Here is a 14,691-nt window from a genome sequence, read left to right on the forward strand (position 1 = left end):
CAGAACCTATGAAGCAGCATCGTTATCTCCCTATGACTGAACAGGATCAAACCGAAATGCTGCGTGTGGTCGGTGTATCATCCATTGATGATTTATTCAGTGACATTCCAGAGGCCATTCGATATCAAGGGGAACTCCCTCTTTCTTCTCGACTCGATGAGAAAGCCTTAACCCGTCACTTGACCGAGCTGGCCGGACACAATGCCAATACAGACACACATGCCAGCTTTCTTGGCGCAGGAATTTATGATCATCATATTCCGTCCGTCATCCAGCACATCACTTCACGCTCAGAATTCTACACTGCCTACACCCCCTATCAGCCGGAAGTAAGCCAAGGCGAGCTACAAGCCATTTTCGAGTTTCAATCGTATATTTGCGAATTGACGGGCATGGCTGTAGCTAATGCCAGCATGTACGACGGAGCGACTGCACTGGCGGAAGCGGGCTCACTGTCCGCCGCAGCTACCCGCCGTAAACAGCTTATCGTATCGAGGTCCGTCCATCCAGAGGCACGTCAGGTATTGGCAACCTATGCACGCGGATTGAATTTGGACATCGTGGAGATCGGCTGTTCGGACGGTGTAACGGATGCTGATGCGTTAGCGGCGGCCGTATCGGAACAGACCGCGGCTGTTTTGGTCCAAAGCCCCAACTTTTTCGGAGCCGTGGAAAATCTACAGCCGATGGCTGACCTCATCCATGCACACAAAGGTCTTTTGGTCGTCAGTGCCAACCCACTGGCACTTGGCTTGCTGGAGACACCCGGCAAACAGGGCGCGGATATTGTGGTAGGAGACGCGCAGCCACTTGGCATCTCCTCTTCTCTCGGCGGTCCGACCTGTGGATACTTTGCCGTTTCTCAGGCACATATGCGCCGTATCCCCGGCCGTATTGTGGGTCAGACCACTGATCGCAATGGTAAACGCGGCTTCGTGCTGACCTTGCAAGCGCGCGAACAGCATATCCGCCGCGAAAAGGCCACCTCTAACATTTGTTCCAATCAAGCGTTGCTAGCTTTATCTGCATCTGTATACTTGTCTGTTATGGGTAGACAGGGGATCAAGGAAGTAGCCGAGCTAAATTTGCATAAAAGCCGATATGCTTTAGAGCAATTGCTGAGCTTGAAGGGCGTAACTGCCTCGTTTAACGCACCGACCTTTAACGAGTTTGCCCTGAGACTGCCTGAGGGTACAGATATGAGCAGACTCCAGGCCGAGCTGCTAGCTGCTGGATTTATCGCTGGCTACGATTTGGGCCGGGACTATGAGGAACTTGCTGGTCACATGTTGATTGCCGTGACGGAGCAAAGAACCAAAGAAGAGATTGACCAATTTGTGCACACCTTGGGGGGATTGCTATGACACATACCGGACAGGATCAGAAACAAGAGCTGTTAAAGGAACACGATCAAGCGCTCATTTTTGAATTGAGCCGTCCGGGTCGCATCGCCTATTCCCTTCCCGAGTGCGACGTTCCCCGTCGCCCGGTGGCAGAGCTTTTGCCAGACTATGCGCTGCGCAGCGAACCTGCAGCATTACCCGAGGTATCCGAAGTAGACGTTATTCGGCATTATACCGCCTTGTCCCGGCGCAATTTTGGCGTGGACAATGGATTTTATCCGCTCGGCTCCTGTACGATGAAATACAATCCGAAGGTGAATGAGGATGTCGCCCGATATACAGGCTTCGCCAAAATCCATCCATATCAGCCCGAGGAGAGCATCCAGGGTGCCATGGAGTTGCTGCATACGCTCCAAAATGATTTGGCTGCGTTAACTGGCATGGATGCCGTCACGCTTCAGCCCGCCGCGGGCGCCCATGGCGAATGGACCGGGCTGATGATGATTCGCTCATACCACGAAGCACGTAGTGAGCGACGTACCAAGGTGCTCGTGCCGGATTCGTCGCACGGAACGAACCCCGCCAGTGCAACCGTCGCAGGCTTCGAAACAGTCACCCTTCCTTCCACCCCTGAGGGGCTAGTGGATCTGGATGCGCTGCGTCAAGCCGTAGGCAACGACACTGCTGCGCTCATGCTGACCAACCCGAACACGCTTGGGCTGTTCGAGAAGCAAATCACTGACATTGCTGCCATCGTGCATGACGCGGGTGGTCTGCTCTACTATGACGGGGCGAACTCCAACGCCATCATGGGGATTACCCGTCCCGGAGATATGGGCTTCGATGTAGTGCATCTCAATTTGCACAAAACGATGAGTACCCCGCACGGTGGCGGTGGCCCCGGCGCTGGACCTGTCGGCGTAAAGCAACGGCTCATCCCTTATTTGCCCAAGCCGCTTGTCGCACGGGATCCACAGGGGGTGTACCACTGGGACCGGGAACAGGGAGATTCTATTGGACGGGTTAAAGCCTTTTACGGGAACTTCGGTATTCTCGTCCGTGCCTATACTTATATCCGTAGCTACGGTCCTGATGGCTTAAAGCGTGTATCGGAATGCGCTGTACTCAATGCCAATTATATGATGCATCGGCTCGCTCCACATTTTGATCTGCCCTACCCTGGACATTGCAAACACGAATTCGTGATGTCGGGGCGAGGCTTGAAAAAATTTGGAGTGCGCACGCTTGATGTAGCCAAACGGCTGCTTGATTTCGGCTACCATCCACCTACAATTTACTTTCCGCTGAATGTAGAGGAGTGCATCATGATCGAGCCCACGGAAACGGAAAGTAAGGAAACACTTGATGCTTTTGTCGACACTATGATTCATATTGCGCGGGAAGCAGAAGAGAACCCTGAGCTGGTGCTCAATGCACCATATACTACTCCAGTCACACGATTGGACGAAACTACCGCAGCCCGCAAACCTGTACTGAATTGCTCATGCAGTTAAAACAAATTCTACTTAAAGCATGCAAAAAAGCCGGTATCTAATTAGATACCGGCTGCTGTATGTACACAGCAATTTTTTGTTGGAAAAAGATATAACCTTTGAAATGTAATACCCTTCCTTAGCCTTCGATGCTTTGAACCAATTCAACAACCTGTTCTGCTGTTTGCATGTCCAGAGCTTTTGTAGCCAGTTTTTCCATGTCCGCACGGGACAACTTGGAAATTTGACTACGTGCTGGCAGAATGGAAGTGGCGCTCATACTGAACTCATCAAGTCCGAGACCCAGCAGCAACGGAATTGCTGTTGTATCTCCTGCCATTTCGCCACACATACCAACCCAACGTCCTTCACGGTGAGCGGCATCAATAACCATTTTCACCAGACGCAGAATGGATGGATTGTATGGTTGATACAGGTAAGAAACCCGCTCGTTCATGCGATCCGCTGCCATTGTGTATTGAATCAGATCGTTTGTACCGATACTGAAGAAATCTACTTCTTTTGCGAATTGGTCAGCCAATACCGCTGTAGAAGGAATTTCTACCATGATGCCCAGTTGAATTTCTTCGGATACGGATACACCCTCAGCTACCAATTTTTCCTTTTCTTCCAACAAAACAGCTTTAGCTTCACGGAATTCGTTCAGCGTAGCAATCATTGGGAACATGATGCGCAAGTTACCATGCACACTCGCACGCAACAAAGCACGCAATTGAGTGCGGAAAATATCCTGGCGATCCAGACACAGGCGAATAGCACGGAATCCGAGGAACGGATTCATTTCTTTCGGCAGGTCCAGATAAGGAAGTTCTTTGTCACCACCGATATCCAAAGTACGGACTACAACCGGTTTACCTTCCATTCTTTCCAGAACAGTTTTGTACGCTGTATACTGTACTTCTTCGGATGGAAGCTTATCGCGTCCCATGTACAAGAACTCCGTACGGTACAAGCCAACGCCTTCACCACCGTTGTCCAGGACACCAGCTACATCATTAGGCGTACCAATATTGGCTGCCAGTTCGACATGGACACCATCGACAGAAACCGTAGCTTCGCCGCGCAGCTTGCGCCACTCTTCGCGTTGCTTGTCGTATGCCACTTGTTTAGCACGGTATTCTGCAACAATCTCTTCGGTAGGGTTCACGAATACGTGACCATCCAAACCATCAACGATAATCAAATCGCCGCTTTTAGCTTGAGACAATATATTTTTCGTTCCCACAACTGCAGGAATTTCAAGTGAGCGAGCCATAATAGCCGAATGCGAAGTACGTCCGCCGATATTCGTTGCAAAACCTTTAACAAATTCACGGTTCAGCTGAGCTGTGTCGGAAGGTGTCAAATCTTCTGCAAGCACAATCGTTTCTTCGGCAATTTCTGCAGGACTAACAAAATGAACACCAAGCAGGTGATTCAGGATCCGCTTGGTTACATCACGCATGTCCGATGCGCGTTCTTGCAAATAGGCACTTTTCATGTTTTCAAACATGGAAATGAACTGTGTAGCTACTTCATTCAAAGCATAGTCAGCATTAAGCTGCTCGTCTCTGATTTTAGCTTTAACCGGATCGATCAATTCAGGGTCATTCAAAATGAGCAGGTGAGATGCAAAAATTTCTGCTTTTTTCTCTCCCAGTTCCTTAAGCGTTTTCTCCTTAATCGATTCCAATTCGGTTTGAGATTGTGCCAAAGCCGCATCCAATCTTGCGATTTCAGCTTCAACATCACCAACCGCGCGTCTCTCTACAGCGTAATTCGGATGCTCCAAGATAAACGCCCGGGCAATGGCTATGCCTGCCGAAGCGGCAATCCCAGAAATCTTAAGCATGAACTTCGCCCAGCCCTTCGTTGACGATTACATTTTCAAGAGCTTTCAGTGCTTCGGCAGCTTCAGCGCCTTCGCAGATAATGTTAATAGTATCGCCTTGTTCCAGACCCAGAGACAATACACCCAGAATGGATTTCAAAGTTACTTTTTTACCGTTAGCTTCGGCAAAAGATTCAGCACCGCTGAATTTGTTAGCTGTATTTACCAGCGCAGTTGCAGGACGTGCATGGATACCGTCTTCATCCGTAATTCTAAAAGTTGTTTGCATAATTTGTTCCTCCCACTTTCCTAAAGATAATATTTGTTTACACGCAGTATACCGAATAATTGATCAGACGGCCTAAGCCGCCTAACCAACTAATCCGAAACACATAGAGTTTATTTTATCGTAATTATACCATCTTCGCCAGCCTTCAATACTCCAGTTTTGTTTAAAGTTACCGAAGAACCTTCAGGAAGGTTAGTAAAAATGACAGGTGAGATGATGGATTTAGCGTTTGCCTTCACGTATTCCAGGTCTACTTTCATAATAGGCTGGCCAGCTGACACAAGATCGCCTTCGTTCACCAAAACGTCAAATCCTTGACCTTTAAGCTTCACTGTATTCACCCCGATATGAACAAGCACTTCTTTACCGCCATCGGATTGGATACCAACCGCATGCTTGCTCGGGAATACATTGAATACTTTGCCGTAAACAGGGGACACAATCGTTCCATCATTCGGCACGACCGCAAAGCCGTCACCTGTCATACGTTCTGCAAATACCGGATCGGGAACCGTCGAGATATCAACCAATTCGCCGTTAACAGGCATTACAATATCTTCTACAATAATGGTTTGTTGTTCTTCTCCAGCTTCCTTCTCCTCTTGTGGAGCAGGTTGCGCCGGAGCTGGTGCAGGTGTACGTCCAGCCATGATATCAGCCATTTGAGTTTTAATGGTGTCGGAACGTGTACCGAAAATTGCCTGTACATTGTTACCGACTTCAAGGACACCCGATGCGCCAAGTTGTTTCAGACGAGCTTTGTCAACGTTCGATTTCTCATTAACCTCGATCCGAAGACGTGTGATACAAGCATCCAGATGCTTGATATTCGATGAACCGCCGAAAGCTGCCAAAATGTTGTGTGGGAGCTCGTCACTACTACCAGTTGCTGCGCCATTCACATTTTCTGTGGCTTCTTCACGCCCTGGTGTTTTCAAGTTGAATTTCCGTATGATGAATCGGAATCCGAAGTAGTAAATAACTGCCAAAATCAGACCGACGATGATTACATACCACCAAGGCGTACGGGTTGGAATAATCCCGAAAATCAGGAAGTCAATAAATCCGCCTGAGAAGGTCATACCGATTTTGACATGTAAAATTTGCATGGTCATAAATGACAGACCTGCGAATATACAGTGTACTGCAAACAGCAGTGGAGCTACGAACAGGAAGGAAAATTCCAGTGGCTCCGTAATACCTGTCAAAAACGAAGTCAATGCTGCTGAACCCATAATACCTGCTACATATTTTTTGTGTTCTGGTCTTGCTTCATGGTACATCGCAAGCGCTGCTGCTGGCAAACCGAACATCATGAATGGGAATTTACCCACTTGGAACGTACTTGCTGTCAAAGCCACTCCGTCGCGAAGCTGGCTGAAGAAGATCTGCTGGTCACCGTGAACAGTTTGACCTGCTTTGTTAACATATTCACCAAACTCAAACCAGAACGGTGAATACCAAATGTGATGCAAACCAAATGGAATCAGCGCGCGTTCGATAACCCCGAACAGGAACGCCGACAAAGTCGGGTTGGAATACACCATAAAGTGAGATACTGCGTTAAGTCCTTGTTGAACTGGAGGCCAGATCAGAACCAGTGCTAGTCCGACAATAAGTGAGGATACCGCCGTTGCAATTGGAACGAAACGCTTACCCGCGAAAAAGCCCAGATACGAAGGAAGCTCAATTTTGAAAAAGCGGTTGTACATGGCTGCGGCCAGTATACCGATGATTATCCCGCCGAACACCCCGGTTTGAAGCGTTGGAATTCCCAACACGTTCGCATAACCCGGTATTTTTTGAGCAATCAGACCAGGTGTGACACCCACGGCTGTACCCAGAGTAATGTTCATAACGAGGTAACCGATGATGGCAGCCAAACCTGCTACACCTTCACCGCCCGCCAGACCGACGGCTACGCCGACTGCGAACAACAGTGCCAGATTATCAAAAACGATTTGTCCGGCATTCATCATGATCGTCGCAACCGATTGAACCCAGCCCGCATTTAATGCCGGAATGTACTGGAGAAAATCAGGATTGACCAGCATGTTACCGATACCCAATAAAAGCCCCGCAGCTGGCAAAATCGCTACAGGAAGCATTAATGCTTTACCGACACGCTGTAAAACGCCGAAAAGCTTTTTAAACATACCTTCCACATCCTTCTCTGAAATTTAGAACAGAGGCAAAACAACAAAAAAGGCATGAGCCGATTTAAGTATGTTTGAAAACAACCTTGGGATATAGCTTACCCCAGTAGGCTGTAAACAATCATAACTTAAAACAACTCATGCCTGATCGAATCAGTAACACGTTAAATGTTCAGTTGTTGTCTTCCTCATTGCAAAATTGATTATAGCACCCCACTAAATGCGAGGCAATACTTTTTTATTCCGGTTTTATCACTTTTTGTTGCTCCCCCTGCTCTTTGCGTTGGGACAACCGCTGCAGATGCATTGTCAAATAACTAACCTCAGCCGGATAAACAGGTTTACGTAGCCTTTTCTCCATAATCTTCGTCAGTTTCCAGGACAGCATATACATTTCTGGATATTCTTCATTCAAAAGCTTGTCCAATCGATAAATCTCCTGCACAATCTCTCCCCGGCGCACACGTTCAATCGCAAACCTCAGATGAGTCAGCAGTCGAGAATAATCAAGGGATTGGAGAGGAATTCGATAATCCAGTGTCGTCTCGACAACCTGAACCATATCAGCAATCAGACGAGAATCCTTCCTAACCTCGGAAATATGCTGGTTTGTCATGGCGCTATAAATATGCAGGGCCACGAATCCGATTTCATCTTCTCCCAGATCTACATTCATCTTATCCCTGATTAAAGCAACAGCCTGCTCAGCCATCTTGTATTCCTGAGGATATATTTCCCTAGTCTCATACAAAAACGGATTATGAATCGTAATTCCCTGTTTATGACGGTTTATGGAAAAAGCGATATGGTCAGTTAAAGCAATCAGAATGTGCTCATTTAGAGGCTTCTTTGCTTGAAGCTGAACAAGATGAAGCACCTCACCGATGACCTCGATGAGCTTTTCATCCAGCTCAGGAAGCAACCGTTTGTATTGCTCCTGTTCTTCATGGCTTTTTAATATAAATAATTTTTCAACTGAATCCAACGGCATAAGATCGCCGGGTCTGCGATTGAAACCGATTCCTTTTCCAATCACGACAACCTCATCATGCTCGGGGTGCATTCCTATAATCACATTGTTATTCAGCGCTTTGGCCACTTTTAGGCTGCTCACATCCGCACCTCTTTTATCAGAACCTTGATCCTAAGAATTATAGCATGAAGCTCAGAGGAATCCACGTTAAAGTACCAAATATTCGGCTAAAGGTCAATAAAAAGAAAACGCTTTTCATCACATTGCCGGAAAATGCTGTGATGAAAAGCGGTCTTTTGGTTAGGGATAGAAGCTCCCAAAGACTTATCGTTATTCTTTATCTGTTAGTGCTGCCTCCACCGAGGCTGGAAGAGGCTGCTTGTTCGCTTCACCGGAGGACGGCACGGAATGAAGGCCTTTTTTCCCAGTGGTCAGCCCCTTGATTAACTGCTCCACATCAATACCAGATACACTTTTCAGCATCTCGGGCGCCGTAGCCATCAGTTCGGTGACATAATTGCTGACACGCGCTGCCCCTTCTCCTTTTCCTGTATCAACTACGGTGAGTTTATCGATGGACGCAATCGGTTCGGCAATACGTCCAGCCAGCTCAGGCAGCATTTTTACGATAATATCGAGCACGGCAGCCTCTCCAAACTTCTGGAACGCCTCCGCCAGTTTTTCCTTGGCCTCCGCTTCTGCAAGTCCACGCAAACGGATGACATCTGCGTCTGCCGTACCTTTGGCGCGTTCGGCATCCGCTTCTGCTTGCCCGTTTAGACGTTTTTGTTCAGCTGACGCTTTAGCCTGTGTCTCAATCGAGTATTGCAGTGATTCAGCCTCACGCATTTTACGCGATTTATCTGCTTCCGCCGCTTGTTCGACCGCATACCGATCGGCTTCTGCCTTCTTTTTCACTTCCGCATCATATTGCTTTTCACGTACCTGTATTTCCTTGGATTGAAGGTCAATTTCCCGTTCTTTGCGCACCAGCTCGACCTTCATCTGCTCCTCGACGGCAGTCTGCTTGGCACGGGCCTCCTGGATGTGATAAGCCTGATCGGCTTCTGCCTTCGCTGTATCCTGTTCTTTTTTAAACGAAGCCACTTTCAGTTCTTTCTCTTTGGCTGCCTCGGCAATGTTGGTATCTCGCAGCAGTTCGGCCTTCTGGCCTTCCTGTTCCGCACGCGCCTTCTGAATCCGGGCATCCCGCACAGCTTCTGCTTCCGCAATCTCAGCATCCCGTTTCACAGCGGCAATTCTCGGCTTACCAAGCGCATCCAGATATCCGTGCTTATCACGCACATCTTTGATGGTGAATGAAACAATTTGCAAGCCCATTTTTTTTAGATCACGAGCAGCCACGCCCTGTACTTCCTGCGCAAACCGATCCCGATTACGATATACTTCCTCCACTGTCATCGAGCCGAGGATTGCGCGTAAATGCCCTTCCAGCACTTCCTGAGCCTCTCCCCTAAGAGCCTCCAGTGGCTTCCCGATGAACTGCTCGGCTGCTGTAGCCACATCTTCAATAGAACTGCCGACCTTGATGATCGCCACACCATCCGCAATCACGGGAACTCCTTGCTCCGTATACACTTCCGGTGTGGTTACGTCCAGTTTATGGGACAACAGAGAGATGAATTCGGACTGCTGGAAAATAGGCCAAATGAAGGCCCCCCCGCCGCGTACAATTTTAATTTTACGTCCAGAGTCATCCTCGGAAATATTTTTATTTCCCAGAAAAGAACCCGTCACGATCATCCCTTCATCCGGCCCTACCGTTTTGTAGCGGGCCCAAAAAGCGATCCCTAATATGACGATAACGATAACAACAATCCCAGGGACCAGCACAATATCTTGCAAATTTGACACTCCCGATCACGCTCCCTTCAAGTTAAGCGATTGCGCCGTCTAGGTGTCCAGGTACGCTACGCGGACGACGCCCTCTGCGACCTCAACCACGACGATACGGGTTCCCGCAGCAAGCGGTTTGTGATCAAAGCTCGATGCTGTATGTATGGTGTTGCCTGCACCCAAGCGGATCATAACCTCCCCGTAACCAACCTCAGGAACAGGAATGGTGACCTCACCAATCCGGCCAGTCAGCTCACGCATGGAGAAGCCGCTGGATACCTCCGAATTCGCCATGGGTTTGATAAACGCAAAGAACACGAGTATTCCGATGACAAACGAAATTCCTAAAGCAAGCACGACGACCCATCCCGTGCTCAGCCCGGTATACTTTGTCAGCAGTACTCCAGCTCCGCCAAAAGCGGTCATGGCTCCAAGTAAAACGACAGGTCTGAACCAGTCAAGGCCCGGCAGCTCCAATGCACCATCCAGCCAACTACCGAGTACATCCCCGATCAGCACACTGACCACGGTAAAGATAGCGCCCCCTGCCAATAGCCACCAAAATATGGTTTCCATGCGACTCCTCCTTCCATGTACCTTTTCAGTCTGGTTTCCAGTCTATAACTATGTTTACGTATTCAACCTAAAAAAGTTTCAAAATTTTCCTCCAATATCCCAAATCAAACCCAAAAAAGCACGTTCGTACGTCTAATGACGCACAAACGTGCTTTAAATGATACAAATGTCGTTTTACAGGGATGCTTTGTAAATTTCGACTACATCTTCGCGATTGAGCTTGTTAAAGCCACCAAAAGATCCGAATTTCACAGCTTTATCAGCCATAACATCGATTTTGGACGCATCAATCTCGTAATCAGCCAGACGGCTTGGTGCACCAATCGAGTTCCAGAAATCACGCAACGCCTGAATACCTTCCAGCGCCACTTCCTCATCACTCTTGCCTTCTGGGTTTACATGGAACACATTGACAGCCAGTTGTTTGAAGCGTTCAGGCTTCACATGCAGATTGTGTTTCATCCAGTTCGGGAACAGAATAGCCAGTCCTCCACCATGTGGAATATCATAAACAGCAGACACCGCATGCTCGATATTGTGAGTAGCCCAGTCACCTGTCAGCCCCATGTTCAGGAAGCCGTTCAGCGCCATCGTACCACAATACATAATTGTTTCACGCAGCTCGTAGTTTTCCAGATCGTTGACCAGACCTGGAGCCGCGTCCATTACCGTACGCAAAATCGTTTCGCACCAGCCAAGTTGGACCGGAGTATTGGATTCCAGATGGAAATAATGCTCCAGCGTGTGTGACATCATATCTACGATTCCGTAAACCGTTTGATTTTGCGGCAGTGAGTATGTGTTCACTGGATCAAGAATAGAAAACGCAGGGAACGCAAATACGCTGCCCCAGCCCAATTTTTCCTGTGTTTTTTCATTTGTAATAACAGAACCCGCATTCATTTCAGAACCAGTGGCTGCCATAGTTAAAACCGTACCTAATGGCAATGCTGCCTGTGGTGCCGCTTTACGCTCTGCAAAATCCCACATGTCGCCATCATATTTTGCACCAACAGCAATGGCTTTGGAACAATCCAGCACACTACCGCCTCCTACAGCCAGAACGAGGTCGATTTGATGTGTTTTACACAATTCCACGCCTTTATGTACTGTAGATAAGCGAGGATTCGGTTCCACACCAGCCAGTTCCGTTACCTCTGCACCGATTTCACCAAGCAAACCTATTACATTATCATACAAGCCGCTGCGCTTAATGCTGCCGCCGCCATATACAAGCAATACACGTTTACCATATTTAGGAACTTCACGCTTGAGAGCCTCCAATTGTCCTTTACCGAAGATCAATTGTGTAGGATTATAAAATTCGAATGCTTTCATCGCAAACGCTCGCCTCCAATAGTTCTAAAGTTTAATATTAAGAAACTACTCTATTATAACCTTTTCGGTTACAGGAAACAAATCTGCTTTGTTTTCAGAAAAAAACCACACTCCTTGAGGAGCATGGTTCCATGTCATATCTTGGGAGGGTTCTCGTAGTATAGTATGTGCTTCGCAAGCAATTTTATTCTCCCAAAGTATATCCCAATTGTTTCATAAAACGACCAAAGGCCTGCTGTCCGGACGGATTCCGTTTATATACTCCTGCATGCTCTAAAATTTCACTGAATTTCAGTCCAACCTCATTTTGTATGGTACGAACAGCCGTCTCCTTGTCAGGCAAACGACCGAACCGAGTGTTTAACTGGTAAATCCAGTCTGCATGCTTAAACAGCGGATGTCCTTCTTGCTGTACAGCCACAGCCAGTTTGTCATCCCCACACAAAATATCTGCAATTCCATCCAGTTCATCCTTGAGCCGCCCCGGTAATATGGCAAGTCCCATAACTTCGATCAGACCGATATTTTCCTTCTTGATGTGATGCATCTCGCGGTGAGGATGAAAAATACCTTCCGGGTACTCTTCACTCGTTCGGTTGTTGCGCAGTACGAGATCCATCTGATACCTGCCTTCGGAATCACGGCGCACAATCGGCGTCACAGTATTATGCGGAATCGTTTCCCCCTCTTGCTCTGTATGAGAGAGGACATCAGCTACAGGATCACTATAAGCTTTCCAGGCTTCAAAAGCAGCATTTCCCGCTTCCAACAGCGCCTCGGCATCTGTTGACGTAAAACGGATGACCGACATCGGCCAATTTACAATCCCTGCTGTAACCTGCGGGAACGCTTCATTATGGTATACGCCGTCCACACCCGCTTTTTCAATTGGGAATGTATGACGACCACCCTGAAAATGATCATGGGTCAGAATCGATCCGCCGACAATCGGCAGATCCGCATTGGAGCCAATAAAATAATGCGGAAACGCTTTCGTAAAGGCCAGTAATCGGCGCAGTGTATCCTTCGTGAGCTTCATCGGTACATGATTATGATGGAACACGATGCAATGCTCGTTGTAATACACATAGGGTGAATATTGAAAAAACCACGGTTCCCCATTCAATTCCACCGGAATGATACGCAAATTTTGACGGGACGGATGATTTACTCTTCCTGCATATCCAACGTTTTCACGGCATAATTGACACTTGGGATAAACAGGCGGCGGCAAAAGCTTCGCCATCGCAATTTCCTTGGGACTTTTTTCTGGCTTGGACAAATTAATCGTAATTTCCATATCTCCGTAAGATGTCGACTGATTCCAGTACACATTGCTGGCAACCCGATCCATTCGGATGTAGTTCGAATCGATAGATAATTGATAAAAAGCATCAGTCGCCGCCTCTATGCCACGTTCAGCCTCCGTTTGATGAAAGTCACGGATGACTTCAGATGGTCTCGCCATCAGTAGTCCCATAATTTTGGAATCCAGCAAATCACGATACGTATCTGTGTTTTCGGGGATAAGGCCTATGGCAAAACCATAATCTATCAATACATTAAGCACAGGCTGGAGGGCTTCAGGGGCCATAATGCCCCCTACATCCCTACCTGAATAAGGCTCGGAAAAACCAAACTGATCCAATAACAAATTACGGCTGTAATCTGTGTCTTGCGGACCGACCAAGCCCTTATTTTGTGCGAATGCAACCAGTTGCTCCACCGCATATAGAGCCGACTGCTGTACAGTTTCGTCGATGTCATGGGCCAGATGCCGGGAATGTTCCCGGCCTTGGCCTTTATCTGCAGATTGGCGCTCGCTCATATGTCATCGTCTCCCGTCTATTCGTCGCCGTAGCCGTGAGGGTGCGACTGATGCCATCCCCATGCTCCGCTAATAATATCCTCCAGTTGGGTACGCGCTGGACTCCAGCCCAACACCGAACGAGCCTTGTCAGAAGATGCAACCAATATCGCTGGATCGCCTGCGCGGCGAGGTTCTGTCACAACTGGAATCTCGAGCCCGGTGACCTTGCGTGCTGTCTCAATTACTTCTTTCACAGAGAAGCCCTGTCCGTTGCCCAGATTGAACACGTTGCTGTCATTGCCTTCGCGCAAATAATTTACTGCACGCACATGAGCATCCGCCAGATCACTTACGTGAATGTAATCCCGAACACATGTGCCGTCAGGTGTCGCATAGTCCTCACCAAACACAGCGATGTGTGGACGCTGTTTCAAGGCTGTCTGGAGCACCAATGGGATCAGATGACTTTCTGGTCGGTGATCTTCGCCGATCTTGCCGCTCTCATGCGCACCAGCCGCATTAAAATACCGTAAAGACACATATTTGATGCCTAAAACTTTATCAAACCACGACATCATGCGCTCCATCATCAGCTTTGTTTCACCATACACGTTGGTTGGCTCTGTACGGTCACCCTCTTCAATCGGCACCTTTTCCGGTTCGCCGTAGGTAGCCGCAGTAGAGGAAAATACAATTCGGCGCACTCCGGCATCTTTCATCGCCTCCAACAAGCTCAGCGTGCCAAATACATTGTTGTCGTAATATTTACCAGGATTTTGCATACTTTCTCCAACCAGCGAGTTGGCTGCAAAATGGATAACTGCATCGATACTATTTTCAGAGAACAGTTTGGACAGTAATTCTTTATCCCTCAAATCCCCTTCATACAACTTGCCCCCAAGCAACGCTGCTTTGTGCCCTGTTTGCAAATTATCCAGCACCACAACTTCTTCTCCCAGATTCAACAATTCTGCTACGGTATGTGAACCGATATATCCAGCTCCACCTGTTACTAAAATGGCCAT

The 14,691-nt window shown here is 48.0% G+C and carries 11 protein-coding genes; 2 read left to right on the plus strand and 9 right to left on the minus strand.

Annotation, left to right across the window (positions count from 1 at the left end; translation table 11 throughout):
• Window positions 1–8: 8 nt before the first annotated feature.
• Together gcvPA and gcvPB are read left to right on the plus strand one after the other, a co-directional pair.
• Complete coding sequence (gene gcvPA, locus MKX46_RS08490) at window positions 9–1,364, plus strand: aminomethyl-transferring glycine dehydrogenase subunit GcvPA (RefSeq protein ID WP_341071151.1); 1,356 nt, start codon at window positions 9–11, stop codon at window positions 1,362–1,364.
• Window positions 1,361–2,857, plus strand: a complete 1,497-nt coding sequence (gene gcvPB, locus MKX46_RS08495; RefSeq protein ID WP_165149655.1) for an aminomethyl-transferring glycine dehydrogenase subunit GcvPB — start codon at window positions 1,361–1,363, stop codon at window positions 2,855–2,857. The genes gcvPA and gcvPB overlap by 4 nt, the downstream gene beginning before the upstream one ends.
• A 118-nt stretch (window positions 2,858–2,975) precedes the next feature.
• On the opposite strand, the gene ptsP is transcribed toward gcvPB, so the two are convergent.
• The 9 genes from ptsP to galE form a co-directional block, all read right to left on the minus strand.
• Window positions 2,976–4,688, minus strand: coding sequence for a phosphoenolpyruvate--protein phosphotransferase (ptsP, locus tag MKX46_RS08500; protein ID WP_029515702.1), 1,713 nt, complete (start codon window positions 4,686–4,688; stop codon window positions 2,976–2,978).
• On the minus strand, window positions 4,681–4,956 hold the full coding sequence (locus MKX46_RS08505; protein ID WP_013372579.1) for an HPr family phosphocarrier protein: 276 nt from the start codon (window positions 4,954–4,956) through the stop codon (window positions 4,681–4,683). The genes ptsP and MKX46_RS08505 overlap by 8 nt, the downstream gene beginning before the upstream one ends.
• Window positions 4,957–5,066: 110 nt before the next feature.
• Complete coding sequence (ptsG, locus tag MKX46_RS08510; RefSeq protein WP_341071152.1) at window positions 5,067–7,112, minus strand: glucose-specific PTS transporter subunit IIBC; 2,046 nt, start codon at window positions 7,110–7,112, stop codon at window positions 5,067–5,069.
• Window positions 7,113–7,350: 238 nt separating this feature from the next.
• Window positions 7,351–8,226 carry a glucose PTS transporter transcription antiterminator GlcT gene (gene glcT / locus MKX46_RS08515; RefSeq protein WP_029515704.1) on the minus strand — a complete coding sequence of 292 codons (876 nt, stop codon included), beginning with the start codon at window positions 8,224–8,226 and terminating at the stop codon, window positions 7,351–7,353.
• Window positions 8,227–8,415: 189 nt separating this feature from the next.
• A complete protein-coding gene (locus MKX46_RS08520) occupies window positions 8,416–9,951 on the minus strand; it encodes a flotillin family protein (protein ID WP_039272892.1) in 1,536 nt (511 codons plus the stop codon).
• A 48-nt stretch (window positions 9,952–9,999) separates the two neighbouring features.
• Window positions 10,000–10,518 carry a membrane protease regulatory membrane protein gene (locus tag MKX46_RS08525; RefSeq protein WP_029515706.1) on the minus strand — a complete coding sequence of 173 codons (519 nt, stop codon included), beginning with the start codon at window positions 10,516–10,518 and terminating at the stop codon, window positions 10,000–10,002.
• A 174-nt stretch (window positions 10,519–10,692) separates the two neighbouring features.
• Complete coding sequence (locus MKX46_RS08530; RefSeq protein WP_069012479.1) at window positions 10,693–11,856, minus strand: iron-containing alcohol dehydrogenase; 1,164 nt, start codon at window positions 11,854–11,856, stop codon at window positions 10,693–10,695.
• 184 nt (window positions 11,857–12,040) lie between these two features.
• Entirely contained in the window at window positions 12,041–13,684 is a 1,644-nt protein-coding gene (locus tag MKX46_RS08535; RefSeq protein ID WP_029515708.1) for a UDP-glucose--hexose-1-phosphate uridylyltransferase, read from the minus strand.
• Between the two features lie 17 nt (window positions 13,685–13,701).
• Window positions 13,702–14,691, minus strand: coding sequence for a UDP-glucose 4-epimerase GalE (galE, locus tag MKX46_RS08540; RefSeq protein WP_029515709.1), 990 nt, complete (start codon window positions 14,689–14,691; stop codon window positions 13,702–13,704).

Source organism: Paenibacillus sp. FSL P4-0113, assembly GCF_038009305.1.
In the GTDB taxonomy this organism is placed as follows: domain Bacteria; phylum Bacillota; class Bacilli; order Paenibacillales; family Paenibacillaceae; genus Paenibacillus; species Paenibacillus polymyxa_D.